The organism is Pseudoalteromonas sp. UBA2102 (assembly GCF_002331165.1).
Lineage (GTDB): Bacteria > Pseudomonadota > Gammaproteobacteria > Enterobacterales > Alteromonadaceae > Pseudoalteromonas > Pseudoalteromonas atlantica.
This window is the reverse complement of the sequence record NZ_DCYU01000023.1, coordinates 1-25,833: the sequence shown is the minus strand read 5'-3', so window position 1 is coordinate 25,833 and position 25,833 is coordinate 1. Positions and strand designations below refer to the sequence as shown.

The 25,833-nt window shown below is 39.9% G+C and carries 23 protein-coding genes; 9 read left to right on the top strand and 14 right to left on the bottom strand.

The features are described from left to right. Nucleotides 1-48 precede the first annotated feature (48 nt). The 5 genes from B2R65_RS02425 to B2R65_RS02405 all read left to right on the top strand — a co-directional run bounded on the left by B2R65_RS02425 (nucleotide 49) and on the right by B2R65_RS02405 (nucleotide 3,345). The gene (locus tag B2R65_RS02425; protein WP_004586408.1) at nucleotides 49-1,311 is read left to right on the top strand and encodes an SAM-dependent methyltransferase; all 1,263 of its coding nucleotides are present in this window, start codon (nucleotides 49-51) and stop codon (nucleotides 1,309-1,311) included. Continuing rightward, nucleotides 1,286-1,798 carry a DUF2878 domain-containing protein gene (locus B2R65_RS02420; protein WP_264389895.1) on the top strand — a complete coding sequence of 171 codons (513 nt, stop codon included), beginning with the start codon at nucleotides 1,286-1,288 and terminating at the stop codon, nucleotides 1,796-1,798. Before B2R65_RS02425 ends, B2R65_RS02420 begins: the two co-directional genes overlap by 26 nt. 50 nt (nucleotides 1,799-1,848) lie before the next feature. Next, nucleotides 1,849-2,322, top strand: a complete 474-nt coding sequence (locus tag B2R65_RS02415) for a chalcone isomerase family protein (protein ID WP_273588608.1) — start codon at nucleotides 1,849-1,851, stop codon at nucleotides 2,320-2,322. Nucleotide 2,323: 1 nt separating this feature from the next. Then, the gene (locus B2R65_RS02410) at nucleotides 2,324-2,863 is read left to right on the top strand and encodes a DUF3833 domain-containing protein (protein ID WP_273588494.1); all 540 of its coding nucleotides are present in this window, start codon (nucleotides 2,324-2,326) and stop codon (nucleotides 2,861-2,863) included. A 206-nt stretch (nucleotides 2,864-3,069) separates the two neighbouring features. After that, entirely contained in the window at nucleotides 3,070-3,345 is a 276-nt protein-coding gene (locus B2R65_RS02405) for an HU family DNA-binding protein (RefSeq protein WP_004586404.1), read from the top strand. Nucleotides 3,346-3,551: 206 nt separating this feature from the next. Here B2R65_RS02405 and ilvN read toward each other — a convergent pair whose 3' ends face one another. After that, a complete protein-coding gene (ilvN, locus tag B2R65_RS02400) occupies nucleotides 3,552-4,049 on the bottom strand; it encodes an acetolactate synthase small subunit (RefSeq protein ID WP_004586403.1) in 498 nt (165 codons plus the stop codon). After that, nucleotides 4,049-5,773, bottom strand: a complete 1,725-nt coding sequence (locus B2R65_RS02395) for an acetolactate synthase 3 large subunit (protein WP_286740744.1) — start codon at nucleotides 5,771-5,773, stop codon at nucleotides 4,049-4,051. Before B2R65_RS02395 ends, ilvN begins: the two co-directional genes overlap by 1 nt. A 443-nt stretch (nucleotides 5,774-6,216) precedes the next feature. Between B2R65_RS02395 and B2R65_RS02390 the strand changes: the two genes are divergently transcribed. Then, entirely contained in the window at nucleotides 6,217-9,216 is a 3,000-nt protein-coding gene (locus B2R65_RS02390) for an immune inhibitor A domain-containing protein (RefSeq protein ID WP_286740742.1), read from the top strand. 204 nt (nucleotides 9,217-9,420) lie between these two features. On the opposite strand, the gene B2R65_RS02385 is transcribed toward B2R65_RS02390, so the two are convergent. The 6 genes from B2R65_RS02385 to B2R65_RS02360 form a co-directional block, all read right to left on the bottom strand. Beyond that, entirely contained in the window at nucleotides 9,421-10,428 is a 1,008-nt protein-coding gene (locus B2R65_RS02385) for an isocitrate dehydrogenase (RefSeq protein ID WP_004586400.1), read from the bottom strand. Between the two features lie 189 nt (nucleotides 10,429-10,617). Continuing rightward, nucleotides 10,618-12,306, bottom strand: coding sequence for a hypothetical protein (locus B2R65_RS02380; protein ID WP_286740740.1), 1,689 nt, complete (start codon nucleotides 12,304-12,306; stop codon nucleotides 10,618-10,620). 6 nt (nucleotides 12,307-12,312) lie between these two features. Next, the gene (locus B2R65_RS02375; protein ID WP_004586398.1) at nucleotides 12,313-12,699 is read right to left on the bottom strand and encodes a DUF3192 domain-containing protein; all 387 of its coding nucleotides are present in this window, start codon (nucleotides 12,697-12,699) and stop codon (nucleotides 12,313-12,315) included. Nucleotides 12,700-12,768: 69 nt separating this feature from the next. Continuing rightward, the gene (gene xni, locus B2R65_RS02370; RefSeq protein WP_286740739.1) at nucleotides 12,769-13,542 is read right to left on the bottom strand and encodes a flap endonuclease Xni; all 774 of its coding nucleotides are present in this window, start codon (nucleotides 13,540-13,542) and stop codon (nucleotides 12,769-12,771) included. A gap of 10 nt (nucleotides 13,543-13,552) precedes the next feature. Next, nucleotides 13,553-14,896: a nucleotide 5'-monophosphate nucleosidase PpnN gene (ppnN, locus tag B2R65_RS02365; RefSeq protein WP_004586396.1), complete on the bottom strand. Its 1,344-nt coding sequence runs from the start codon at nucleotides 14,894-14,896 to the stop codon at nucleotides 13,553-13,555. A 79-nt stretch (nucleotides 14,897-14,975) separates the two neighbouring features. Then, the gene (locus B2R65_RS02360; protein ID WP_286740736.1) at nucleotides 14,976-16,511 is read right to left on the bottom strand and encodes a GGDEF domain-containing protein; all 1,536 of its coding nucleotides are present in this window, start codon (nucleotides 16,509-16,511) and stop codon (nucleotides 14,976-14,978) included. Nucleotides 16,512-16,714: 203 nt separating this feature from the next. Between B2R65_RS02360 and B2R65_RS02355 the strand changes: the two genes are divergently transcribed. The 3 genes from B2R65_RS02355 (at nucleotide 16,715) to B2R65_RS02345 (ending at nucleotide 22,308) form a co-directional block, all read left to right on the top strand. Next, complete coding sequence (locus tag B2R65_RS02355) at nucleotides 16,715-18,505, top strand: M61 family metallopeptidase (protein WP_286740734.1); 1,791 nt, start codon at nucleotides 16,715-16,717, stop codon at nucleotides 18,503-18,505. Nucleotides 18,506-18,649: 144 nt separating this feature from the next. Then, nucleotides 18,650-20,722, top strand: coding sequence for a sensor domain-containing protein (locus B2R65_RS02350; protein WP_286740732.1), 2,073 nt, complete (start codon nucleotides 18,650-18,652; stop codon nucleotides 20,720-20,722). Nucleotides 20,723-21,036: 314 nt separating this feature from the next. Beyond that, a complete protein-coding gene (locus tag B2R65_RS02345; protein WP_286740731.1) occupies nucleotides 21,037-22,308 on the top strand; it encodes an O-acetylhomoserine aminocarboxypropyltransferase/cysteine synthase family protein in 1,272 nt (423 codons plus the stop codon). Between the two features lie 8 nt (nucleotides 22,309-22,316). Here the strand turns inward: B2R65_RS02345 and B2R65_RS02340 are convergent, their stop codons facing one another. The 6 genes from B2R65_RS02340 to B2R65_RS02315 all read right to left on the bottom strand — a co-directional run. Then, nucleotides 22,317-23,123 carry a glycosyltransferase family 25 protein gene (locus tag B2R65_RS02340; RefSeq protein WP_286740729.1) on the bottom strand — a complete coding sequence of 269 codons (807 nt, stop codon included), beginning with the start codon at nucleotides 23,121-23,123 and terminating at the stop codon, nucleotides 22,317-22,319. Nucleotides 23,124-23,186: 63 nt separating this feature from the next. Continuing rightward, complete coding sequence (locus B2R65_RS02335; protein ID WP_286740727.1) at nucleotides 23,187-23,372, bottom strand: DUF1289 domain-containing protein; 186 nt, start codon at nucleotides 23,370-23,372, stop codon at nucleotides 23,187-23,189. Then, the gene (locus tag B2R65_RS02330; protein ID WP_286740725.1) at nucleotides 23,373-23,867 is read right to left on the bottom strand and encodes a lipoprotein; all 495 of its coding nucleotides are present in this window, start codon (nucleotides 23,865-23,867) and stop codon (nucleotides 23,373-23,375) included. A gap of 123 nt (nucleotides 23,868-23,990) precedes the next feature. After that, nucleotides 23,991-24,605, bottom strand: coding sequence for a bifunctional phosphoribosyl-AMP cyclohydrolase/phosphoribosyl-ATP diphosphatase HisIE (hisIE, locus tag B2R65_RS02325; protein WP_286740724.1), 615 nt, complete (start codon nucleotides 24,603-24,605; stop codon nucleotides 23,991-23,993). Continuing rightward, complete coding sequence (hisF, locus tag B2R65_RS02320) at nucleotides 24,596-25,375, bottom strand: imidazole glycerol phosphate synthase subunit HisF (protein WP_006793443.1); 780 nt, start codon at nucleotides 25,373-25,375, stop codon at nucleotides 24,596-24,598. Before hisF ends, hisIE begins: the two co-directional genes overlap by 10 nt. Continuing rightward, on the bottom strand, nucleotides 25,357-25,833 hold a 477-nt coding region (locus B2R65_RS02315; protein WP_286740720.1), incomplete at its 5' end, for a HisA/HisF-related TIM barrel protein. The genes hisF and B2R65_RS02315, both read right to left, overlap by 19 nt.

Below are 25,833 nucleotides of genomic sequence, written 5' to 3'. Positions count from 1 at the left end.
TTAAACAAGCTTAGTTGCGGGTAGCGATACAATTATAAAGGGTTTAAGATGGAAAAAGTCTCGAGTATAAACTGCCAAGAGCAAACTGGTTGGTTTACAAACTTATATAAAAAGCTAGTCACCAAAGCCTTTGCAAGTATTGAAACAGGCCAAATAGTGTTAGTTGAGAACAGTCGCTCAACAGTATTTGGTCAACAACATTCAGACTTAAAAACCACTATTACCGTTAACGACACTGCCATGTATAAAGCATTTGCGCTATCTGGCAGTGTGGGTGCTGGTGAGTCTTATATTCTTGGGCAATGGTCATGTGATAACTTGACCAAACTCATCGAAATTTTTGCCATAAACCAAAAACAACTAGATGCTTTTGAAAAAAAATTCTCGTTTTTTAGTGGCCTAGCCCACCGTTTTAACCATCTTAAAAACAGCAACTCAGAATCTGGGTCGAAAAAGAATATCGTTGCACATTACGATTTAGGTAACGATTTATACGAGTCATTTTTAAGCGAGGAAATGCTTTACTCTTGCGCTGTTTATCCATCAAAAGACGCCTCTCTTGAGGATGCTCAACAAAACAAGCTTAAACAAATTTGTGAGCAGGTAGAGATAAACGAAGGCGATTCAGTTATTGAAATTGGCACAGGCTGGGGGGCGTTTGCTATTTACGCGGCCACACATTACAACTGCCATGTGACCACAACAACGATTTCTGATGAGCAATATGCCTATGTTGAAAACAAGGTTAAACAGTTAGGACTTGAAAATAATATAACTTTGCTCAAGCTTGATTACCGTTTATTAGAAGGTCAATACGACAAGCTTGTATCAATAGAGATGATAGAAGCAGTAGGACATGAATACCTACCAAGCTTTTTTAAGCAATGTAATAGTTTGCTTAAAGAAGACGGTGCAATGCTCATCCAAGCGATCACTATTGGCGATCAACGTTATCAACATTATTTAAAAAACTCTGACTTTATTCAGCAGTATATTTTTCCCGGTGGTTGTCTGCCTTCAATTAATGAGATGAGCGAGCAAATTAAAAACAATACCGATATGGTTATTCACACTGTAAGCGACATAGGCGCGCATTATGCTAGAACACTAGCCGATTGGCGCACACGCTTTATTGATAACTGGCACACCCTAGACAGTGACAAGTTTGATGAGCGTTTTTACAGATTATGGTTATTTTACTTTGCTTATTGCGAAGGCGCTTTTAGAACGCGAGCAACAAGTACCGTTCATTTAACGGCGCGTAAACCACGTTTTACTAGTCAAAATGACGAAATTGCCCTTAATTATTAATTTTGTGCTTTTTCAAACAGTGTGGTTTTTATCACTGTTTTTAGAAGCTCAATCTGTTTTATACACCTCTGGTATTGTTGTGCTTATGTTTGTTTTATCAAAGCAGCATAAGCTCGACGCGTTGCTTTTAGTAAAAGCTTTACCAATTGCGCTGTTATGTGAATACCTTGCTGTGCAGCTAAACCTTTTGGAATTTAAAGTATCCCCTTTTCCGCTTTGGTTAGCCTTGCTATGGGCAGCATTATTGCTTTGCTTAAACACATCAATGGCGTTTATTACTAATCTAAAACTTTGGCAAGGCTATTTAGTGTGCTTAGCCTTGGCGCCAATTAGTTATTATTCAGGCGCTCAATTTGGCGTGCTTAGTATTTATTCACCTGTGTGGATGTTTTGGCTTCTGTACGGCGCACTGTGGGCTGCTGCCTTTACATTAATTCTTATTATTAACCAAAAAATTAAAGCGATTATAAATTTTAGCAAGCAATAACAGGAGCTTGTATGAATATCACCGCAAAAATATGTGCAATAACGGCCGCAATGATTATGGCTACTTTTTTTACCCCATTGAGCTTTAGCGAAGAGCAAACTGACTTTAAAAAAGTGGGCGAGGCGCGCATGGAATATTTATTTTGGGATGTTTACGATGCAACGTTATATACCCGCTCAGGGAGTTACAAACAGGGGGCGCACCCCGTTAAATTTACGCTCACCTATTTGCGAGACTTTGCAGCAAAAGACATTGTTAAAGCCACTAAAGAGCAGTGGCAGCATTTAGGTAAAAGTGATTTATCAGCTAAGTATGCTGATAAATTACTCGCGCTTTGGCCAGACATTAATAAAGGCGAGTCGTTAAGCTTACAAACATCACCAAGCGGTCAGGCTACTTTTTATCATAATGATAAAAAGTTAGGTGAAATTAGTGACTCGCAATTTGCCAATCAGTTTTTAGCTATTTGGCTAAGCCCAAACACCTCAGAGCCAGCACTTAGAAAACAATTATTAGGGATTTAACATGCGCAATATAAATAAATTTAAACAGCTATGTATTTTAATGGCCGCATTATTTTTAGTGAGCTGCTCCGCGCCAAAAGTAGAGCACTACAATAGCAGCAACCCAGAATTTGATTTTAAAGCGTTTTTTAGTGGCGATTTGAAAGCATACGGCGTTGTGCAAGATTATAAAGGCGAACTCACACGTAAACTTGTTGTCTCTATGAATGCGCGCTGGGAAGGCAACAAGGGCGTTATAGAGGAAGACTTTGTGTATGACGATGGTGAAACACAAAAGCGTATTTGGTATGTCACCCTTAATGACGATAATAGCTTAGTGGGACGTGCTGATGATGTGCTTGGCATTGCAACCGGTAAAAGCGCAGGCAGTGTGTTTCATTGGAACTACAATGTGGCCTTACCCTATGACGGCAGTACGCTTGAGGTAAATTTTGATGATTGGATGTACCTGGTTACACAATCGCGCTTGATAAACCGAACGTCTATTGTTAAGTTTGGTGTCGAGGTTGGGGAAGTGACCTTAGTTATCGAAAAAATATAGAGCAGTGTGTTATTTAAAGTGTGCCTTTTGTGTACTTAAATTAAGTTTTAGTTAACCCAACACGCTGTATTTTACCGAGAATTATTAAAATTTTACGCATTTTCGAAGTATTTAAGCAAAAAATGCAATTTGCTGTTGCTAACTCCTTAAAAATGCATAAAGATAGGTTTTGCGAAGGCAAAATAATAACGAATAGGAATCTAACAATGAATAAAGCTCAATTAGTTGAAAAAATCGCTACTGATGCAGAAATCTCTAAAGCTGCTGCTACACGTGCACTTGACGCGTTTACTGGCGCTGTAACTTCTTCTTTAAAAGAAGGTAATTCAGTTGCATTAGTAGGTTTTGGTACTTTCTCAGTTAAAGAACGTGCAGCACGTACTGGCCGTAACCCACAAACGGGTGCTGAGATCCAAATCGCAGCGGCAACTATCCCAAGCTTTAAAGCAGGTAAAGGTCTTAAAGACCAAGTAAACCCTTAATTGGCGTTTTACAGAATTTTTTAAAAAAGAGCTATTTAGCTCTTTTTTTTTGCCTGTATTAAAGCAGTGAGCTTACCTAAGTTAAGCTTATTTCCACATGCCTAATTAGGTATTAATGCAGAGCGTTGTAAGGCAAGGCTTAGCATAAAAAATCCCTGCTGATTGCTTAGCAGGGATTTAATATTAAACGCTTAAGCTTTAATTAATTACGCTTTTAACGCTTTGTCACCACGGCCGATCCCTACAGCACCAGAGCGCACCACTTCAATAATGTCGGTTTCATGGCGTAGGGTGTCTAAAAACGATTCTATTTTGTCTGTGCTGCTTACCAGTTGTAAGCTGTAGCTTTGGCGTCCCATATCTAAAATAGCACCTTGGAACACGTCTACAACGCGTGTAACCGCTGCACGGGTGGTTTCGTCTTGGGCAAATACTTTAACAAGTAATAATTCGCGTTCGATGTGACTCATTTCGGTTAAATCAATAATTTTAAGTACATCAACTAATTTATTAACTTGTTTGGTAATTTGCTCAACGATTCTATCATCACCCATAGTGGTAATGGTGATACGTGACAGTGATTCATCATCAGTTGTACCCACTGTTAAGCTATCTATGTTGTAGGCGCGCTGTGAAAAAAGCCCAACAATGCGAGATAAGGCTCCCGGTTCGTTTTCTAATAAAATAGATAATATACGACGCATTATGCTTTTACTCCTTTACGTAACCACATCTCATCAATGCCACCTAGTTTAATTTGCATTGGGTATACATGTTCTTTTTCATCAACGTTAATATCTAAAAATACTAAACGGTCGTTAATGCTCATGGCTTTATCTATAGCAGGTTGTAGTTCCTCTAAAGTATCTACCTTTATGCCTACATGGCCATAGCTTTCAACAAGTTTTACAAAGTCAGGTAATGAGTCCATATATGAAGATGAATGGCGACCGCCGTAAATCATATCTTGCCATTGGCGTACCATGCCTAATGAGCGGTTATTTAGTGAAACCACTTTTACAGCCAAGTTGTACTGTAAACATGTTGATAGCTCTTGAATATTCATTTGAATAGAGCCATCGCCGGTTACACACACTGACTCTTTATCAGGAAAGGCAAGCTTAACACCCATCGCTGCTGGTAAGCCAAAGCCCATGGTGCCTAAGCCCCCTGAATTGATCCATTGGCGAGGGTTTTTAAATGGATAATATTGCGCTGCAAACATTTGGTGCTGACCCACATCAGAGCTTACATATGCGTCACCATTAGTGGCTTTATACACTGCTTCTATAACAGCTTGAGGCTTTATTTTATCGCCATCGGTGTTATAGCTTAGGCACTTTTGCTCGCGCCAGCTAATAATTTGTCGCCACCAATCCTCTTGTGCACTGCGATCAATTTGAATACTGCTTTTATCTATGCCAGCTTGCAGTTGCTCCATTACAGTGGCTAAACAGCCCACAACCGGAATATGTGCTTTAATCGTTTTAGAAATAGAGGTTGGGTCTACATCTACGTGAACGATGGTTGCATTAGGGCAAAACTTTTTAACATTATTGGTTACACGGTCATCAAAACGCGCTCCCAGTGCTAAAATTACATCGGCATTTGCCATGGCTTTATTGGCTTCAAGCGTGCCGTGCATACCCAGCATACCCACGTAATTTGGGTGAATACCCGAAATACCGCCTAAGCCCATTAATGTATTAGTGATAGGTGCATTTAGCGATTCAACTAAGCGGGTTAATTGCTCAGAGGTGTTAGATAAAATAATACCGCCGCCTGAGTATATAACCAGTTTTTTAGCTTCTAAAATTGCGGTAACTGCTTTTCGAATTTGTTTAGAGTGGCCCTTTGTATTTGGGCTGTAGGTTCTAAGCTCTGTTGTTTTAGGGAAGTTGTACTCAAACTTAATAGCAGGGTTAAGCATATCTTTTGGTAGCTCAACAACAACGGGTCCTGGGCGGCCAGTACTTGCAATATAAAACGCTTTTGCCAAAATAGCCGGAATTTCTTCAGCGCTTCTGCAGTTAAAACTATGTTTTACAACCGGGCGAGAACAGCCAACAATGTCGGTTTCTTGGAATGCATCGTCACCAATTAAGCTAGTAGGTACTTGCCCCGATAATACCACCATCGGAATTGAGTCCATATAAGCGGTGGCAATACCTGTAATACAGTTAGTTGCGCCAGGGCCTGAGGTAGCAAGTACAACACCAACTTCGCCAGTAGCACGGGCATAACCGTCAGCCATATGGGTTGCGGCTTGTTCGTGACGCACTAAAATATGTTCAATGTCTTCTTGTTGAAAAAGTGCATCGTATAAATCTAAAACCGACCCACCTGGGTAGCCAAAAATATACTTAACCTTCAACTCTTTTAATGCCTGAACAACTAGTTCAGAACCATTATATTCTTGTTTGCTCATCCTCATTCCTCTGTGCGCTGTTTATGCATAAAAAAACCCCCGCGTAGTGCGAGGGTTTTTAAAAAGCAATTTCACTTTTTAATACATCCCCGCTGGGCTTATCACTAAGACCACTACGAGTACGATTAAAAGGTGAAGTTGTTTTTTCATAATTGTCACTTTATAAAAAGCAAAATGCTGCTTTAGATTAAAAATTCTATATGGGGTTATTTTTAAGGGTTTTACGTGCTTATGTCAACCTTGAAAGAGGTGTTTTGGATTAAAATTTCAAATTAATTTGTTTTAATACTAAAAAGTTGCACGCTATTTGTAGTTATATAAAAAATATGAAGAAATTATGCTAATTTACCGAGTAACCATAATGGGTAAATAGGTGATTTGAGCGCTGTGCTTATTGCATATATTAGGTATGATAGAGCAATAATTTATCTGGGGAAGATACAGTGAAAAAAATAATATGGCTTGGCTTATTTCTTTGCAGCCTAAATCTTAACGCAGCAAATACCAGTACGCATGACCCAGGTATTATTAACAAACAAAGAATAGAGTATTGGTTAAATAAACGCGCTGATACCCAACAAACCACTAACAAGCCAACGGTTGAAAGCTACTTAGCGAATACTGAACGGCTTAACCCTTCGCAGTTAAAACCTGTTTCTACCATGAAAGCCCGCTTAAGCGCTAAGCAAGCCAATAAGCAGCTGCAATATGCAAGTACGGTTAGCCCTAGCAACGCGCTAAATGAGGTCAAAGTACTGGCTATTTTAATTGATTTTCCTGATTTAAAGTACGATGACAATCAACTAGTTGATGATGATACCGACATGTATTACGAAAATTATACAAAGGAGCATTACCAACAATTGCTTTTTAATGAGGGTGGGTTTATTGGTCCTAATAATGAAACACTTAGCAGCGTATACGATTATTATTACGACGCATCAGGCGCTAGCTTAACTTTTAGCGGGCAAGTATATGGGTGGGTTAGGGCAGATAGTAATGCAAAAACCTATGGTGAGCGCGTAGGCAACACACGCGATATAAATGCCCCTGCACTGATAAAAGAAGCAGTAGAAAAAGCCGCTGCACAATTTGATATTGATTTAACGCAATATGATTTAACAGATTTAGATGATATTGACGGCGATGGCATTATCAACGAGCCAAACGGCATTATCGACCATGTTATGGTTTTTCATTCCAGTATTGGTGAAGAATCCGGTGGAGGCTATTTAGGCGTTGATGCAATTTGGTCTCACCGCTACTACGTATTTGATGAAAACAGTGAACCTGTCAGTATTGCCGGTAGTAGCGTTAAGTTATCGGGTTATACGATAAACCCAATAGATGCCAGCATAGGTGTCGTTGCGCATGAATTTGGTCACGACTTAGGTTTAGCAGATGAGTACGACTTACAGTCAAATACCGTGGGTGAGCCTGTATCGTCTTGGTCAATAATGTCTACTGGTAGCTGGGCTGGTGGGCCTAGGGGTTCACAGCCCGTTATGTTTAGTGCACAGGGGCTTGAGTATTTACAAAACAGATACCAAGGCAATTGGGTGAACCAGCTTAATTTAACCATGGAGGAAGTGAACAGCCAGCCTCAGCAGTCGCTAGTTTATACTAGCTCACTTTCTCAGCAGCAAAGCCAAATTAAAGTGACACTTGCGCAGCAGCTAGAAAAATTTAAAACCCCGGTTGAAGGTGATTTTCAATTTTACTCTGGTACAGGTAACAACCTAACACACACGCTCTCACAAACCGTGACCTTACCTGAGGCGGCTACACCACTGACTCTTAGCTTTTTAGCTTACTACAGTATTGAGCGCGATTATGACCTTGTACAAGTAAAGGTAAATCAAACTCCTTTAGCTGGTAATTATACAATCGAGACAAATCCTTATTATGGCGATATAGGCCCGTATATAACTGGTGATTCGTTTTTACATGCAGATGCGCAGCAACCTAATGGTTTTTTAATGCATGAGTTTGATTTAACACAATATGCAGGACAAACCATTACATTAAGTATTGAGTATATTACCGATACAAACACACAGTATTATGGTTTTGTAGCCGATGATTTAAAAATAACAAACAACAATACTGTGATTTGGCAAAATAACGCAGAGCAGCCAAGTATTAACTTAGCGTTAAATGGTTTTAGCCGCGTGAGTAGTTATATTTATGCTAAACCAGCCCACTACTATATACAGCTACGTGCGCACAGAGGTGTGGATGCCGGCTTACAAGCAGAGCAATATTCACCGGGAGCTTTATTGTGGTATAGCAATAGTGCATTTGATAACAACAACACAACTGATCACCCAGGGGGTGGTTTTAATTTAGTGGTTGATGCGGATCAAAAGCCAATTTATCGCGGTACAAGTAGCACCACACTTGCAGATACACCTATACAAGTACGCGATGCTGCATTTAGTTTATATCAGCAAAGTGCAGGTTTAGGCGATCAAGACTTAGCTGCCATTAGTGAGTTTAATGATCATTTTGATTACAGCTTTACGCAGCAGGCTGAATCAGGTGTGGTGCTTACTCCCCAAGGGTTTAACTTTGAAATAGTCAGCCAACACCCTGAAAGTGAAACAGCAGAGCTTTTGCTTAGCTATGATGCGCTACAACAAATAACCACAACAGTAAACGAGGCAACCGTTAGCTTTAATGTAGCCGGTTTAAAGTTAACCCCCACAGATACATTTTTATGGGACTTTGGTGATGGGCAATCGAGTACTGAGCTAAGTCCTACACATACCTATGCCGATTACGGCACATACAGCGTTACCTTTTCGGCAATGGGTGAGACGACTACGCAAACACAAACTAAACAAATTACCATCACAAAACCGCTAGAAATTGAAAATTTAACGTATCAGTTAAACGGTGCGACTTTATCTGCTCAAGCAATCGTAACTGGCGGTAAAGCACCTTACAACATGAGTTGGCTTATAGATGGTGAACCCGTATCGCAAACTGAAAACCTAGATTACCAATTTAGCTACTCTGGAGATTATACCCTCGCGTTAATAGTAACTGATACGCAAGGAATAAGTGTTAGCCAACAGCATGCTTTGAGTGTTAATGCACCGCTGCAATTAAGTACACGCCATACGGCAAATAACTTAGCGGTACAATTTAATAGCTCACCATTAGGTGGATCTGGTAATTATACATATAGCTGGGATTATGGCGATAGCAGCCCACTAGGTATAACGCAAAACCCAAGTCATAATTACCAAGGTGCAGGTAGTTATACAGTAAAACTTGTACTCACAGACAGCCAAACCAATGAAGTTATAAGTAGTGAGCTAACAGTCTCGGTACAAGAAGCGCAAAGTGAATCGTCATCAAGTGGTGGGGCAATAGGTTATTTAATTGCGCTATTAGTGATAAGTGGATTTTACCGGCGTACCAGCAATAAAGTTTAATGATTTTGTGAAGTAAAACCATTTGACTTAAATGTCTAATAACTTAACACCAGTGGTATAAAAGGTGATGCTCGCTGCATTAAAAATTCTATTTAAAATAAATAGCGTAGTTATGCCAAGTGATGTTATCAGCAAAGGTTAAAATACAAAAAAGCCAGCAATATGCTGGCTTTTTAGGCTTAAAACAAGATTAACCTTGTTAAATTATAAACGGTCGATTACTGATTGAGTGAAATCAGTTGTACCGTGGCTGCCGCCTAAGTCACGTGTTGTGCGATCGCCAGATTTAATTACATCAGCTACTGCGCTACGAATACGCTCAGCCGTGTCGCCCATATCTAAGTGCTCAAGCATTTGGATAGACGCTAAAATTACTGAAGTAGGGTTTGCTAGGTTTTTGCCAGCAATATCTGGTGCACTTCCGTGAACGGCTTCAAAAATAGCAGCATCTTCACCAATGTTTGCACCTGGTGCCATACCTAAACCGCCAACTAAACCAGCACAAAGATCAGATAAAATGTCGCCAAATAAGTTAGTTGTTACTACAACGTCAAACTCTTCTGGAGTCATAACTAGCTTCATACATGTTGCGTCAACAATCATTTCAGTTGATTCAATTTGCGGGTAACGCTCAGCAACTTCACGTGCAACTTTTAAAAATAAGCCAGAGGTAGATTTTAAGATATTTGCTTTGTGTACTGCGGTTACTTTTTTACGGCCTTCACGTACTGCTAACTCGTAGGCAAAAGTGATGATTTTCTCAGCGCCTTCGCGAGTAATTACAGATTTAGCTTCTGCTTCGTTACCGTCTTCGCTTACTACTTGGCCTAAACCTGAGTACATACCTTGGGTATTTTCACGAATAGTAATGATATCGATATCATCGTAACGTGCTTTAGTACCAACAAATGATTTAACAGGGCGTACGTTTGCGTATAAACCAAACTGCTTACGTAATGTTACGTTAATAGACGTAAAACCTTCACCTACCGGCGTCGTTAAAGGACCTTTAAGAGTGATTTTATTTTTAGCGATTGTATCAATTGTTTCTTGAGGAAGTAGCTCGCCAGTTTTTTCTAGTGCAGCAAGGCCTGCATCAACAAATTCATAATCAAAATCGCAACCTGCGGCTTTTAATATTTCAAGTGCTGAGTCGATAATGCTCGGACCGATGCCGTCGCCTTTGATCACTGTGATGGTTTGTTTGGCCATTGACTTTTCCTTTAAAAGAATAAAAAACGCACATAAATTATTACTAATAATAGTAACTGCTTGTTAGGTCATTTATGTGACGTATGTGGATATATTTTGAGGGCGCATTTATACCAACTTATCGCCCATTTTGCCAGTTTATACTATAAATACAGGGTATAACCTGTGTTTATAGTCAGCATAAGTGACTTAAATGCTGTTATATAGCGATAAGCCTTGCAGTTGCGCAAAAAAATCATCCTCAGATTTAAAGCCTTGTGCTTTTAGCTGCGCATTTAAAGTTTGTTTTTGCCAAGGCGTTAAAGGCAGAGCGGGTTTAAAAATAGTTTGCGCCACGACCTTTAAACTAATCCATAATTTATGCTGCTCGTTTAGCGCTTTTTTAGGTTGTTGTTCAGCATCGAGTAGGGGCTTGGTCCATGGATTATCACTCAGTAGCTGTGTTAATTCTGTATTTAAATGTTCATTATTAATCGTTTCCACCCCAAAAAAGGCTGCTAATGGGGCACTATAGGTTTGGTTAGGCACGCTACTTATGGTTACTTTTGCACAGAGCTGTGCACTGCAATGGGTTAATAAATAATGCACGTAACCATAGATGGGCAAGGCTATATGTTCAAATTGCTGTTTTGGGTTATTACTTACCATTAAAGCTAAAATACTAATAAAGCTATTAAGTTTATTCAGTACGATGTGTTTGTGCGGATGATGTGATGTATCCACTAATTGCTCAAATATAACCCGCTGAATAATCGCCGGTGCATTATCGTAGCCGACCATCGACAAGCTATGGCGTAAGTCTTTGGCGGCTTGGTGCTGATTGTTATAGGGCCTGACGGCTTGGCAGAGCTTCTGTGTTATTTCACTAAAAGGGGCCAGTAACTTATCTAAGCCTTTAAAACTATATTCATGCGCTACTTTTATATGACTCACTAACGCTATTAATTCGGCCTTTGAACTTATCTGCACCGGGGCTTTACGTACCAGGTGCTCATTGTTCCAGGCTAAAAATAATACCCGTTTATCAGTACATAGCCATTGCAGTGGTTGATCTTTAAGTGAGGTTTTAACCTTGTACCACGCCAGTTTTTTCTCATTATTGGCATTAATAAGTATATGCTTATTAGTCTCATCACTTGCTAGATAAACCATTGCTTGGTCGCTGTAAACAATTTTACTGCCTGGCAGGTGTGGGCCTATATGCGCTATTAAATCCTTAATTAACCTTTGCGCAAATGGGTTAGCTGTTTTGACATACAATTCACCCAAAGCTTTGTAAAAATTTAATGGGTTCTTTTTCGATGTATAGGTTATGTTCATCGCGATAATATTACTTAATGCACACAAGGTTATGGCATTGTCGTATAGCATTATGTCGCTAGTACTTAGTAACGCTTGCTTATACTTATTTAATTTAGCCAACATACGCACGCTATTTTGAGTAGGGTGCTGTGCACTGAGCAACACTTTTGCTGCTAGCTGATGGCGAAAACGCCATATTTTTTTATCGCTGAGTGTAAGCATTTGCTGCTGCGCAATTTTATTATGCTGCGCTACAACGCAGCAATGCTCTACCAATGCCACACCAATATAAAGCTCGGTTAGTTCGTCATCAAATTGCTGGCTAGCGCACAGTGCGGTGCTAATAACACATTGGTTAATAACGAGGTTTGTAGCAAAGTCGTAGTGGCTGGTGTACAAGCTTAAACGCGCTTGTAAAGCGTGTGGGTGTTGCTGATACAAAACGCGATAATGCTGGGCTGTTTGTACAACAAGCGGATAAAGATGTTGCCACTGCGTTTTGTCACTATAAATTGTTAGTATTTGATGTGTGTTGTGTAGTAACCGCACTAACTGTTTTGAAATAGGCTCATCCATTGGCCATCACCTGATCTTTTCCTGATAAGTTGTATAGGCGCTGGGGCCCCATAAAAATAACTCACCATTTTTAAATAATAAGCCGGTGCATTCATCCATCGTGGTTATGCCATCTGAAGTTTGGTGCTGAGTACGGTAAAAAACAATCTGCCATACTTGGTCTTTATTACGTTTGGCATAGGTTAAATCGGGGCTTCCTAAATAATCGAGTACACTGTTTAAAGTAACCGCCTCATCAATTGACAGCTTTCTTATGTAGCGCTCGTTAAAGGCCTCACGGTCTTGCCAAATCATTGCTTGCGGGTCATCTTTATAAAAGGTGATCACTAAAGTCGCAATGAGTGCATACAAGCCTAACCCTAATATTAAGTATCTTATAAACTTTTTAATCATTTTTAACTCACACTCGCAACAATAAAGTGAGTATATGTTGTGCGCTTAAACAGTGCTATCAACATGCGACTAATGCAACCTTAACTGCTTTAAACTAAAACCTAGCTGTATATCTGTACGCAAAGTGACTAATTGTTTAGAAATAACATACATGTCTTTTTCCTCAACTAGCTTTTTTTGAATACTGCTTGATAGGGCATCATCTTCTATGGCGCTATCTATGCTTTCGTAGGTATTTACAATAAGCTGAGCCGATTTAGTCCCTATGCCTTTAACGCCGGGTACATCGTTAGTTTTATCGCCCGCTAAGGCCCAAAAATCAATAAGTTTACTTTGCTCAATACCAAAGCGCTGCTCAATGCTGTCGCAATCTAGGTAGCTCTTTTTAAAATAATCGTACACACAAATATAGTCGTTCAAAAAAGGTAAAAAACCCTTATCGGTAGAAACAATGGTACTGTTTATCTTATTTTTTGCAGCTTTGTCGGCTAAGGTGGCTATGATATCGTCGGCTTCATCGTTAAGCGGTTCAAATACAACGATACCCGTTTGCTCTATAGCTTCTTTAAAGTTGTGCAGCGCATTTTTAAGCGTGTCGGGCATGGGGGCCCTAGAGTGTTTATATTGCTTATAAAAGTGGTAGCGCCAGCTTTTGTCGCCATCAAAAACAGCTATAGCGTGAGTGGCATTTGTTGACTGTAAAAGCTTTTTGCAAGCATGTGCTACGCGCGCGCAACTGGCCTTTAGCATCTGCTCTTCACTATGGTGTGTTTGGTTAGCGTCAACTGCGTAAATGCGCCTAATTAAATTAAGCGCATCAATTAAAAGTAAATGGGGTTTCAAATAGTCAAACTCATGCTTTTATTTCATAACAAGGGATATACTTACTACCGGGTAACTTCATACGACCTTGGTCTACAAATGCTTGTAATAGTTTATCCATATCTTTCATTAAATCAGGCTCACCACTTAACACATAGGGTCCATGTGCTTTTATAGCGCGTAGGCCTTCATCTTTGACATTGCCAGCAACAATCCCCGAAAACGCTCTACGTAGGTTAGCCGCTAATTGCTGCTTGGGCTGTTCTAGGTGCAAATCTAAACTTGCCATGTTTTCGTGCGTAGGTGCAAAAGGTTGCTGAAAATCGTTATCGATTTTAAGTGTCCAGTTAAAGTAGTAGGCATCGCCTTGGCTTTTACGATAATTACGTACATTTGCCATAGCTGATTTTAATTTTTGCCCTACTAGAGCTGGATCATCAATGATTACTTCAAACTTATCAAGGGCTTCTTTGCCTAATGTCAGCTCTACAAACTTACATAACTCGCTAAAGTACGCTTCGCTTTCTTTAGGGCCGGTTAAAATAACAGGCAAACACTGTTTTTCGTTATCTGGGTGCAGCAAAATACCTAATAAATAAAGTAATTCTTCTGCAGTACCTGCACCACCTGGAAATATAATAATTGCATGCGCCGTTCTAATAAATGCTTCAAGGCGCTTTTCAATGTCGGGTAAAATTACCAGCTCATTTACAATAGGGTTTGGTGGCTCTGCGGCAATTATACTAGGCTCGGTTAAACCAAGATAACGGTTTTCACTAATACGTTGTTTAGCATGGCCAATAGTGGCACCTTTCATCGGGCCTTTCATTGCCCCCGGGCCGCAGCCAGTGCATATATTTAAACCACGTAAGCCAAGCTCGTAACCGACTTGTTTTGTATATTTATATTCTATTTCGTTAATTGAATGCCCACCCCAACACACAATCATATTTGGTTCGCTGTTAACGCGCAGCGCCCCGGCGTTTCTAAGCATATCAAATACCATGTGGGTAATGGCTTTTTGTTCTTTAAGATCTTTTTCGTATTTTTGGCAAATAAATAAAATATCGCGGATCACCGAAAAAATATGCTCGTGAATACCGGTAATTATTTCGCCATCAACAAAGGCGGTTTCGGGAGGGTTTTCTAATTCAATTTTAATGCCGCGCTCGCGACTGACTAAACGAATATCAAAGTCTTGGTATTTGTCGTAAATTTCATTACTTGCATCTGTGTGGCTGCCTACGTTAAGGACGGCTAAGGCACAGTTTCTAAAAAGTCGATAACGTTCACTGGCTGAAGATTGCTCTAATAAATCAACTTCCAATTGTGACAGTAAATCTAAAACCCCAGTCGGGTTTAACTGTATTAACATCGGCATTCTCCTTGCTGCTTAAAATGTAAAAACTGCATGTCATCTACTTTAGCACTCAAACTAATTGAGAATTATGACATTATTTACTCATACAAAGGCGATCCCGACCCGTTTTCTTTGCTTCATAGAGGGCGTCATCTGCTCTGTCGAATGCTTTGAGCGGTGTATCGCCTTTTTTAAATTGTGTAGCGCCTAACGAAATGGTGATTTCTATTTCTTTTTCTCTAAATTTAAAAGGAATATTTTTAATCACTTTTCTAAGTTTTTCAAGCGGCTGCGCAGCGTTCAACAACGAAAGCCCAGGCATAAGTAGTACAAATTCTTCTCCGCCGTAGCGGGCTATAAAATCAGACTGCCTTACTGATTTTTGCAGCGCCTTTGCAATAACTTGTAAGGTTATATCGCCTGCAGTATGACCAAATCTATCATTAATTGACTTAAAGTGATCCACATCAATAACCACTAGGGTAACATCCGAGGCTTGGACATTAAATAAGTGAAGCTCGTGATTGTAACGTTCATCAAAAGCCGCTCTATTAGGAAGTTTTGTAAGGCTGTCGAGTAAGCTTTTAAAGCGTTGCTCGTTTAGGCGTTTTTTATATTTGGTTAGTTTGCCTTCTAAGCTGCCGATTCGCTCGTTAATTTCATCAAAGCTGGCAATCAGCGTTTCGCGGTCTTTTCTTTCTAGCTGCTCTTTAGCAATAAAGTCTTGGCTGAGTGATTTTAGCTCGTTATCAACTAATTCTTTTAAAGAGGAAATAGACGTAGCAGATTGGGTTTGCTCGTTTAAATGCTTTATTTTTCCTTCAATACGTTTATTTAGTGTATCGAACTCTTCCCCCATTGATTTAGAGTGCTGGCTGGTAGATACAATTGATGAGTGCAACTCTTCTAATGTTTGGTTAAGCGAGACTAAAAAGCTTTGTGCCGATTGGCGCTCTTTACTGATATTTTTGACCACGACGCTTATTATATTTAAAGCGGCTTGCAGCAGGGTTTCTACATTATCGTTTTCGGTAATTGTATTTTTTATTTGTTTAATTTGTTCAGTCGATTCATCCTCTAATACCAGCTCATTTGCAAGCTCTAACAGCTTTTTAGCCATACGAGGAGAAGCATTGGTACTTGTTTCATCTGTGGTTGAAAGCTTGCTATGCAAAGCATGGTGATAAAAGTTAATAAGCTGATTTAATATCGGGATGTAGTCGTGCGTTGACTGTACATTATTAATTTCGTGGTCGAGTAAATGTCTTAAAGTGCGACGGGTATCATCTGGTAAGCCTTTGGTTTTTTGTAAAAGCTTACCGGCTGTTTGTACGCTCGAAAACAGCTCTCGCTGATGGGCTGTTTGTAACGCCTCTTGGTTTTGCAGTAATAATAAAATGTCATCTATTAAAGGGGATAATATTTCAAACCCGACACCTTTATTTAGCGAACTTCTAAATTTGGCGAGTTTATTATCAAGCTCAATATCAAGCCCTTTACAGCTTAAAGACAATTTTGCAGTTAGATTTGATAAAGTATCAACTTGGAGCTTACGCGCATTTTCAATGGCTATCCTTGCTTCAATTGCTTGCTTTAACTTTTTATCTACAGCGTTAGAGTTTTCAGACACCTAAGCATACCGCCATCGTATTAATTACATTACCTTCAGTTTACAACAAAATCATATTAAGTGTAGTTATCTAATTAAAAACTTAGCATTTTTACTTAGACTCTGCATGTAAACTGAGCTATTAGGTTGTTTGTCGTTTTTAATTCACTTTTAATTTATGCCTTGTTAGGCTTATTTCAAATAATAAGTAACCTTGAGTCATTATGAAAAAGCGTTTAGTCCTGTCAATGTTAGCGGCCTGTTGTGCAGCCCCTGCGTTAGCCGATGTAAATTATTCTTTAAGTATTACACAGCCACAACATCATTTAGGTAATGTAAGTGTAGAGTTTCCAAAGTCGGCGCAATCGCATATCGATGTTAAATTGCCTGCATGGCGTACTGGTCGCTACGAAATATTAAATTTAGCCAATGGGGTACGTTACTTTGCGGCCACAGACGACAATGGCAATGCATTAAAATGGGAAAAAATTAATCACAGTACATGGCGAGTGCATTTAGCTGAGCCAACACACGTGAATATTGATTACCAAGTCTATGCAAACGAGTTAGGAAAACGTGCACGCCACATAGACGATAGCCATGCTTTTATTGATGCATCTGGCTTTTTTATGTTTAGTGAATCATTTCGCCAAGAACCAGTTACCGTAGATTTAAAGGTGCCTAAAGCGTGGCGCTCTGTATCAGGCATGGAAAATGCGAGTAATAAACACAGTTTTAAAGCCGCAGATTACGATGTACTGGTAGACTCACCAATAGAAACAGGAATTAACAAACTTCATAAATTTGAAGTAGATGGCCGCCAATACGAGTTAGTCATATGGGGCGAAGGCAACTACGATGAGCAACTAATGCTTACTGATTTAAAAAAATTAGTGACCACAGGTAATGTTATTTGGAATAGCTACCCGTATGAGCGTTATGTATTTATGGTGCATGCTACATCGGGTGCTGGCGGGGCAACTGAGCATTTAAACTCAACCATTATACAGCGCCCACGGAATCGTTTTGGTAGCCGCGAAGACTACTTAGGCTTTATAAGTACCGCTGCGCATGAATTTATTCATACCTGGAATGTAAAAGCTTACCGCCCTAAAGGGCTGGCGCCTTATGATTACACCAACATGAACTACTCAAATTTATTATGGATTTCGGAAGGTTCTACTAGCTACTTTGAAGATCATCTATTAGTGCGCTCAGGCATAGAAACCACCGATGAGTTTTTTAAAGTGATGAGTAAAACGATTAATCGTCACTTACAAACACCAGGTCGAGAAGTACAAAGTGCCAGCGAAACAAGCTTTGATAAATGGATAAACCAAGGCGGCGACCACGCGCGTAATTACAGCACCAATATATATTTAGAAGGCTCATTGCTTTCTATGTTGTTAGATATACATTTATTAGAAACAACCCAGGCAAAAGTTAATTACCGCCAAGTACACAACGCTTTATACAACAAGCACACGTTACCACAAGGGTTTACTGAGCAAGATGTACTGGCAATATTAAAAGACCTAACAGGTGAAGACTACACAACGTGGTGGCACGATAACGTGAGCACCCCAGCTAATATAGATTTTGATGCTTTATTAGGTAAAGTTGGCTTAAAGCTTACTCGTCCTGAGAGCGCTAAGCCACTAGCAAGCATTGATGCGACTGCAAAAAATAGCGGTGAGTTATTAACACTTACCCACGTTCGCAGAGGCGGAGCAGCATGGCAGGCGGGCCTCACAACAGACGATAAAATTGTGGCGGTTAACAAGCAGCATGTTGGAAAAGATCTAAAATCGAGCTTAGAAGTATTTAAAGCGGGTGAAAAAGTCACTATCGATTTTATTCGTCGCGATGCACTTCAATCGACAACCCTCATTTTATCGCAAGATTATGATAAACCTAAAAAGGTGGTTGCTGATAAAAGTGCAACTTTATCTCAACGGGCCTTATTTAAAGCATGGGTGGGGGTAGAGCACCCGATTAATGTGCAAGCTGATTAATCATAATAGCGTTTAAAAAAAGGAGCTTTGGCTCCTTTTTTTATATCTTATGCAAAGGTATATCACTTAAAAACCAACCTAAAAGTGCTAATTTTAAGAGTACGTCCTATTATTGTGTTAATAACGACTCTAGGTTGCGTATAAATGAAGTCATTAAAAACCACTCAAATCCTCTCACATCAATTTGTGCTTAACGATCCGCTGCATCAGTTATTTGATGCGATACACAGTATTTCTGTGCAAGGATACGATGAGCAGCGCCGCGTTATTTATTGGAATAAAGGCAGTGAACTGCTTTATGGCTATACAAAGGAATACGGAACCGGAAAAAAACTAGAAGATTTAATTATTCCGCCCCCAATGCAAGATGCGGTTATAGATGCTCATCGTGAGTGGCTCATAAACGATATCGAAATACCCGCGGCTGAGCTTACATTACAGCATCAAAATGGCAGCAATGTTACTGTGTTTTCAAGCCATGTTATGTTTACAAATCAGCATGGGGTAAAACAGATGTACTGCATCGACATAGACTTGAGCGATGTAAAACAAGCACAAGCGCAAGCTATGGATAAACAGCAGATGCTCGAAAAAGTATTTGAAGCCATTCCTGATTTGTACTTTTTACTCAAACCGGATGGCACCATAGTTGATTACCACGCAAATGATTTGAGCAACTTACATTTACAGCCTGAGCAATTTTTAAATAAATCGATGTTTAGCGTATTGCCCTATACTGTAGCCAAAATGTTTAAAGACAATATTCAAGAGCTGTTAATTCACAAAGGTAATGTATGCTTTGAATACGAACTTTTAGTACCCAAAGGCGTTTTGTATTTCGAAGCGCGAGTGAGTTATTTACATCATTCAGACCAAGTAATGGTGATAATTCGCGACATAACAGAGCAGCATGAGTCAAACAAACTTATACGTAAACAAGCCTATTACGATAGCTTAACGCTACTTCCTAATCGTTTTTATTCTTTAAAACGACTTACTCAGCTAATTAACACTGCGAGCGAACGAAACACTTTAGCCGCTGTTATTTTTATCGACTTAGATGACTTTAAAAAAGTAAACGACACACTCGGGCATGAAATTGGCGACTCATTACTTATCACCGCCGCTAATAAACTGAGCCAAATAGTTAATGAAAACGCGACCGTAGGCAGGTTAGGGGGCGATGAATTTATTATTCTACAATCAGAGCTTCGCAGTAAAAAACAGTTAGAAGCGATTGTTACACGCTTACTTAAAAGCTTTAGAACTCCCTTTGAAATAGATGGTCGCGAATTGTTATTAACGTTAAGTATTGGCGTGGCTTTGTACCCTGATAATGGGGTAACAGCCTCTGATTTATTACGCCATGCAGACACAGCAATGTACCAAGCAAAAGCGCTTGGCAGAAACACCTACGCCTGCTTTACCAGCGAAATGAATACCGCCATAAAAAGGCGGTTAGCAATTGAAGAGCAAATGCATGTTGCTCTTGAAAAAAACGAATTTGAATTGTATTTCCAACCTAAATGCGATGCTAAAACACTTAAAATAATTGGGGCAGAGGCGCTATTACGCTGGAACAATAGTGTGCTTGGTAAGGTTATGCCCGATGAATTTATTCCGTTAGCAGAGCAAACAGGTTTAATTATTCCTATTGGAAAGTTTGTTATTGAGCAGGCATTAGCATTTTTAACGCAGTGGCAGGCAAGCACTCAACAAAACTACAGCATGGCAATTAATTTATCACCAAGCCAATTTAGAGATTCAGAGCTGCTAAGTTTTATAGCAAGCACGTTAGAAAAAACCGGAGTAAGTGCTAAAAATGTCGAGCTTGAAATAACCGAAGGCGTGTTAATGAGCGTACAAACCAATATAACAGAGTCATTGTATGCACTTAATAAGCTCGGTATTAAACTATCCATGGATGACTTTGGCACAGGCTACTCATCGCTTAGCTATTTAAGGCAATATCCGTTTGAGGTATTAAAAATAGATCGCAGCTTTATTTGTGGTATTACCGAAAACCAAGAAGACTACAGCTTAGTTAAAGCCACAATTGCAATGTCGCATAGCTTAGGCTTAAGTGTGGTAGCTGAGGGCGTAGAAACATCAGCACAACAAAAATTACTAGCCGAACTAAATTGCGATTTGATTCAAGGTTACTACTTTAGTAAACCGCTGCCTGCGTTACAGTTACTTGATTTTAAAGCGTTATAAGTACATTTATTATAAGTGTTAACCTAAAACCCATTGAGCTTTAAATAGCGTATATTGAGCCGCCCACCGCATTTAGTATTTAAACCCTTTAGCCAAATAACGCTACACATTAATATGATAGGCTTTACTGCTTCTGCTTTGGTATTTTGATAAAACAAAACCTATGCAGTGAAATAAAACACCCTCTAGATTGAGCAAAACTCATGCCGCAAACTTTAATACCCCTGACACTCATAATTCATTAATTTAATTCATGTGCATTTTATAAGCTAATAATGCTAGGTTTAATCATCACAATATTGAAGGAAATAATTATGAAATTAGAGTCATTAGCACTGCACCATGGTTACGAGTCTGAAGAAACCACTAAATCAGCAGCAGTGCCTATTTATAATACCTCATCTTACACGTTTGATAACACGCAACACGGCGCTGATTTATTCGACTTAAAAGTACCAGGCAATATTTATACTCGTATTATGAACCCAACCAATGCGGTGCTTGAACAGCGTATTGCTGCAATGGAAGGGGGCATTGGTGCGCTAGCGGTAGCCTCGGGCATGGCAGCTATTACCTATGCTATTCAATGCTTGTGTGAAGTAGGCACTAATATTGTGAGCACCAGCCAAGTATATGGCGGTACATATAACTTATTTGCCCATACGTTACCGCGCCAAGGTATTGAAGCACGCATGATTAAAGCTGATGATTTTAGCGCCTTTGAAGACGCGATTGATGATAATACCCGCGCAGTATTTTGTGAGTCCATTGGTAACCCCGCAGGTAATATTGTCGATATTGAGCGTTTAGCTAACATTGCTCATAGTAAAGGGGTGCCACTTATTGTTGATAATACTGTAGCTACCCCGTATTTATGCCGCCCATTTGAGTTAGGTGCCGATATAGTGGTTCATTCACTGACAAAGTATATAAACGGACACGGTACAGCTATTGGCGGTATGATTGTTGATTCAGGTAAATTTGATTGGAAAGCCAATGCCACACGCTTTGCAATGATGAATGAACCCGATCCGTCGTATCACAATGTGGTTTATACCGATGCCTTTGCAGAAGCAGCCTTTATTGGTCGTTGTAGAGTAGTGCCACTTAGAAATACCGGTGCAGCACTTGCGCCTAAAAACGCATCTGACATTTTAATTGGCCTAGAAACCTTAGGCTTACGAATGGATCGCCACTGCGAAAACGCGCAGCAACTGGCTGAATACCTAGAAAATCACCCTAAAGTTCTTTGGGTTAACTACGCTGGTTTAACATCAAGCCCATATAATGTAATGAGCCAAAAAATCACCAGTGGTAAAGCCTCAGGCATTTTAAGCTTTGGTATCGCGGGTGGCCTTGAAGCAGGCACGCGCTTTATTGATGCGCTTAATATGATCTTGCGTTTAGTTAATATTGGCGATGCTAAATCGCTGGCTTGTCACCCAGCGTCAACCACGCACCGCCAATTAAATGATGAAGAGCTTGCAAGCGCAGGTGTGAGCCGTGATTTAATTCGCCTATCAGTCGGTATTGAAAACATTGCCGATATTATTGCCGATGTAAGCCAAGCGCTCGATAAAGCATAGTTATAAAATTAAGAACCTTGCGTAAGTAAAGAAGGTGCTTTTGAAGCGCCTTTTTTATTAAGTTTAATTTGCTTGCTTTGTTTTATAAATGCATTTGTATAAAGTTTATTTAAAACGCCGCTGTGTAATTGTTGAAACTTACGTTTAAAAAAAGCTTTTTTAACCTTGGTTTTAGTAGCGCAGCTTGCAATATCACTCTGTATGTCTGTATTTTGCGAAACAGGGTATGGCATAAGCGAAAAACCATTTACGTGGGTTTCCCAAATATGCTGTAAGTCGCAATCTACAGGGCGGCCAAATTGAGCTGTGGCTTTAAGTAATTGCTTAGCCCCTTCATAGCTGATTGCCGTAGCACAACAGCCGGTCATTAGCTTTTTATGTATGACTAATTGCTGGTGGTTATTTAGGTTTTGCTGATAGGCAATAGGGCGAGTGCGGTTTTCATAAGCGGCGAGTTTAATAAGCTGCCAGGGCTGCTGTAGCTGCTCAATATTTTTTATCGCATTATGAATGCTCTCATCAATATAAAAGTCATCCTCGAGCACAATCGCGTAATCTAGTTTTTCATCAACTATTTTTTGCCATGCTTTACGGTGGCTTAAATAGCAGCCGATTTGGCCATTGCTTAGCGGATAGTGATACTGCTGTTTATTTAATTGCGGGCTGTAATGTAGGAACTTTTGTTGTGTACTTAATTGTGCGCCATCTACGGCATCAATCCGTTCAAATGACAAGTTAACACGTGCCAGTTGCGTTTGAGTATTTGCGAGTCGCTGCGCTGAGCGCGCTAAGTTTATTACAAATAATGCTGCCATGATGTTCACCCCTTACCGTTTTTAGCAATACTAAAGGGGGGCTGTTACACGCAAGTGGCAAATTTATGGCTTTTTTAAGTCAGCTCGCGGCTGCGCTAAAATGGCGTTTTTTTCTTCTTGGCTGAGGATGATCCAATCAAATATTTCTTCATTAGTTCGCCCGCAGCCAGTGCAATAACCGCAGCGGCGCTCACATATGCCTAAACAGTCTGTTTTTAACTTAGTGTTTGAGTGTGTGGGTTTTTGCATTTAATTTCCTAGCGGTGGAGCAATTTCAAAACGGGTAATATAGCGCGTTCTGCTTTGAGAGGTAAATAAGGTGATAACTGGGTGAGCTTCATCCAAAACAAAGTTACTACTCATTGAGGTTGCTGACTCTTTCGTATTTTCGTACCAGCCTTGTGACGCTACACATTGACGTATTTTATCCACTGTTTGTATATGTAGATTTGTGGCATGGGCTTGTTTGTTTTCACTCGTGCATTGATAACTAAACTGCTTATTATGTTGAGTAATGGTGCAGGTATTGCCTATAAAATGAGTATTAGCATGCCACTGGTTTATAAAATCCTTTCCCACTTTATTTGCTTTTACTGCATTAAAGCCGTTAGTGTGCGCATTAAGTAATGTGTTTAGTGGGCTACATGCGTTTTGCGTTTTTACTATTTTAGGCGCAGGGGCTTTTTGGCTTACACAGCCTGTTAGTACCAATAAGGATAAGGCTGTGATAATTGATTTATTCATAAGCAACGCTAAAAGAATTCGATAAGCTGCACCATACGCAACCTATGTAAAAAAATAAATACCATAACGTAAAAAGGCCCATAAAATATGGGCCTGTAAATGCGCTAAAATAAAGCAGCAGTATTATTTATGGCGACCTTGTAGGCATTTTACAACGTCTTCAAGAGCTAAGCCTTGGCGTTGTAGCAATACAGTAAGGTGGTAAATTAAATCAGCCGATTCGTTAGTAAGCTCATCGTTATCGTGTTTCATTGCAGCAAGCGCTACTTCTACGCCTTCTTCGCCCACTTTTTGACAGCTACGGCTTAAGTCTTTAGCAAATAATGAAGCGGTGTAGCTTTTTGCTGGGTCGTCGTTTTTACGCTCAACAATCACATCTTCTAATTGCGCTAAAAAGCTTAAGCTAGGTTTTGCGTCATCACCAAAGCAGCTTTGTGTGCCTAAGTGGCATGTTGGGCCTTCTGGATTAGCCAGTACTAAAATTGAGTCGAAGTCACAATCGGTATGCACCGATACTACGTTTAAGTAGTTTTCTGATGACTCACCTTTGGTCCATAAACGTGACTTTGAACGCGAGTAAAAGGTTACTTTGTTACTTTCAAGCGTTACCTTTAGTGCTTCGCTGTTCATGAAGCCTTGCATTAAAATAACACCAGAGCGAGCATCTTGAACGATCGCAGGGATCATTTCGCTTTTAGCAAAATCTACTTGGGTTTGGTTTTGTTGTGTTATTTGCATAGTCTTGCTGCCACTTGGTTATCAGTTAAAAATTGTTTTAATTCGCCAATGTTAATCACATTTTTGTGAAAAACGCTTGCTGCTAATGCGCCATCGACTTCGCTTTGTTTAAATACATCAACAAAGTCTTGCATACTGCCTGCACCGCCTGATGCGATTAAAGGAATATTACATAATGCGCGCATTTTACTTAGCTGCTCATTGTCGTAACCGTTTCGTACGCCATCTTGGTTCATACAGTTTAAAACAATTTCGCCTGCGCCTAAGTCTTGTACTCGTTTAACCCATTCCTCGGTTTTGTAACGTGTACGGCTTGATGCATTAGGATCGCCGGTTAATTGATACACTAAATACTCGCCGGTCACTTCATCGTAAAAGCTATCAATACCTACAACAACACATTGCTTACCAAATTCATCGTGTAGCTCTTTTATAAGCTCAGGGCGGGCAATAGCAGGGCTGTTAATACTTATTTTGTCAGCGCCACGCTCTAGTACACGTGCTGCATCGGCTACCGATTTAATACCGCCAGCCACACAAAATGGAATATCAATATGGCGGGCAATGCTCTCTACCCAATTTACATCAAGTAGGCGTTTTTCAACACTTGCGCTGATTTCATAAAAAACCAGTTCATCGGCGCCGGCATCGCTGTAGGCTTTTGCCATTGTTAAAATATCGCCCACTATTTCGTGGCCTTTAAATTTAACGCCTTTTACTACTTGGCCGTCTTTTACATCTAAACACGGGATTATGCGTTTTGATAACATGCCAACGCCTCCTCAACACTAAATGCGCCATCAAGTAGTGACTTACCTAAAATAACACCACCAACGCCCAGCTCTTTAAGTTTTTTAATGTCATCAAGTGAGCTTACCCCACCCGAAGCTTGTACTTTAATGCTGCTGTTATGGCGAGTTAAATCTTCGTAAAGCTCAAACGATGGGCCAGTCATGGTGCCATCTTTACTGATGTCCGTACATAAAAAGTCAATAACGCCCAAGCTTACATAAAAATCTACAAGCTCAAGTAAACCAAACTCAGATTCACTTAACCAACCATGGGTAGCAGGTGCCCAGCCCGTAGCTGTTTTATTTACATCAAGAGCAATAACAAAGTGCTCGGCGCCAAATTGTTCAACCCAGGCTTTTACTTGCTCGCGTTTTTCTACCGCCATAGAACCAATAACAACTTGGTTAGCACCGGCTTTTAGCCAATCGCTTACATC

Bases quoted from the DNA above. Each gene is read 5' to 3' on its own strand.
- B2R65_RS02425 (WP_004586408.1), top strand. From the start codon at position 49: ATGGAAAAAGTCTCGAGTATAAACTGCCAAGAGCAAACTGGTTGGTTT.
- B2R65_RS02420 (WP_264389895.1), top strand. From the start codon at position 1,286: ATGACGAAATTGCCCTTAATTATTAATTTTGTGCTTTTTCAAACAGTG.
- B2R65_RS02415 (WP_273588608.1), top strand. From the start codon at position 1,849: ATGATTATGGCTACTTTTTTTACCCCATTGAGCTTTAGCGAAGAGCAA.
- B2R65_RS02410 (WP_273588494.1), top strand. From the start codon at position 2,324: ATGCGCAATATAAATAAATTTAAACAGCTATGTATTTTAATGGCCGCA.
- B2R65_RS02405 (WP_004586404.1), top strand. From the start codon at position 3,070: ATGAATAAAGCTCAATTAGTTGAAAAAATCGCTACTGATGCAGAAATC.
- ilvN (WP_004586403.1), bottom strand. From the start codon at position 4,049: ATGCGTCGTATATTATCTATTTTATTAGAAAACGAACCGGGAGCCTTA.
- B2R65_RS02395 (WP_286740744.1), bottom strand. From the start codon at position 5,773: ATGAGCAAACAAGAATATAATGGTTCTGAACTAGTTGTTCAGGCATTA.
- B2R65_RS02385 (WP_004586400.1), bottom strand. From the start codon at position 10,428: ATGGCCAAACAAACCATCACAGTGATCAAAGGCGACGGCATCGGTCCG.
- B2R65_RS02380 (WP_286740740.1), bottom strand. From the start codon at position 12,306: ATGGATGAGCCTATTTCAAAACAGTTAGTGCGGTTACTACACAACACA.
- B2R65_RS02375 (WP_004586398.1), bottom strand. From the start codon at position 12,699: ATGATTAAAAAGTTTATAAGATACTTAATATTAGGGTTAGGCTTGTAT.
- ppnN (WP_004586396.1), bottom strand. From the start codon at position 14,896: ATGTTAATACAGTTAAACCCGACTGGGGTTTTAGATTTACTGTCACAA.
- B2R65_RS02355 (WP_286740734.1), top strand. From the start codon at position 16,715: ATGAAAAAGCGTTTAGTCCTGTCAATGTTAGCGGCCTGTTGTGCAGCC.
- B2R65_RS02350 (WP_286740732.1), top strand. From the start codon at position 18,650: ATGAAGTCATTAAAAACCACTCAAATCCTCTCACATCAATTTGTGCTT.
- B2R65_RS02345 (WP_286740731.1), top strand. From the start codon at position 21,037: ATGAAATTAGAGTCATTAGCACTGCACCATGGTTACGAGTCTGAAGAA.
- B2R65_RS02340 (WP_286740729.1), bottom strand. From the start codon at position 23,123: ATGGCAGCATTATTTGTAATAAACTTAGCGCGCTCAGCGCAGCGACTC.
- B2R65_RS02335 (WP_286740727.1), bottom strand. From the start codon at position 23,372: ATGCAAAAACCCACACACTCAAACACTAAGTTAAAAACAGACTGTTTA.
- B2R65_RS02330 (WP_286740725.1), bottom strand. From the start codon at position 23,867: ATGAATAAATCAATTATCACAGCCTTATCCTTATTGGTACTAACAGGC.
- hisIE (WP_286740724.1), bottom strand. From the start codon at position 24,605: ATGCAAATAACACAACAAAACCAAACCCAAGTAGATTTTGCTAAAAGC.
- hisF (WP_006793443.1), bottom strand. From the start codon at position 25,375: ATGTTATCAAAACGCATAATCCCGTGTTTAGATGTAAAAGACGGCCAA.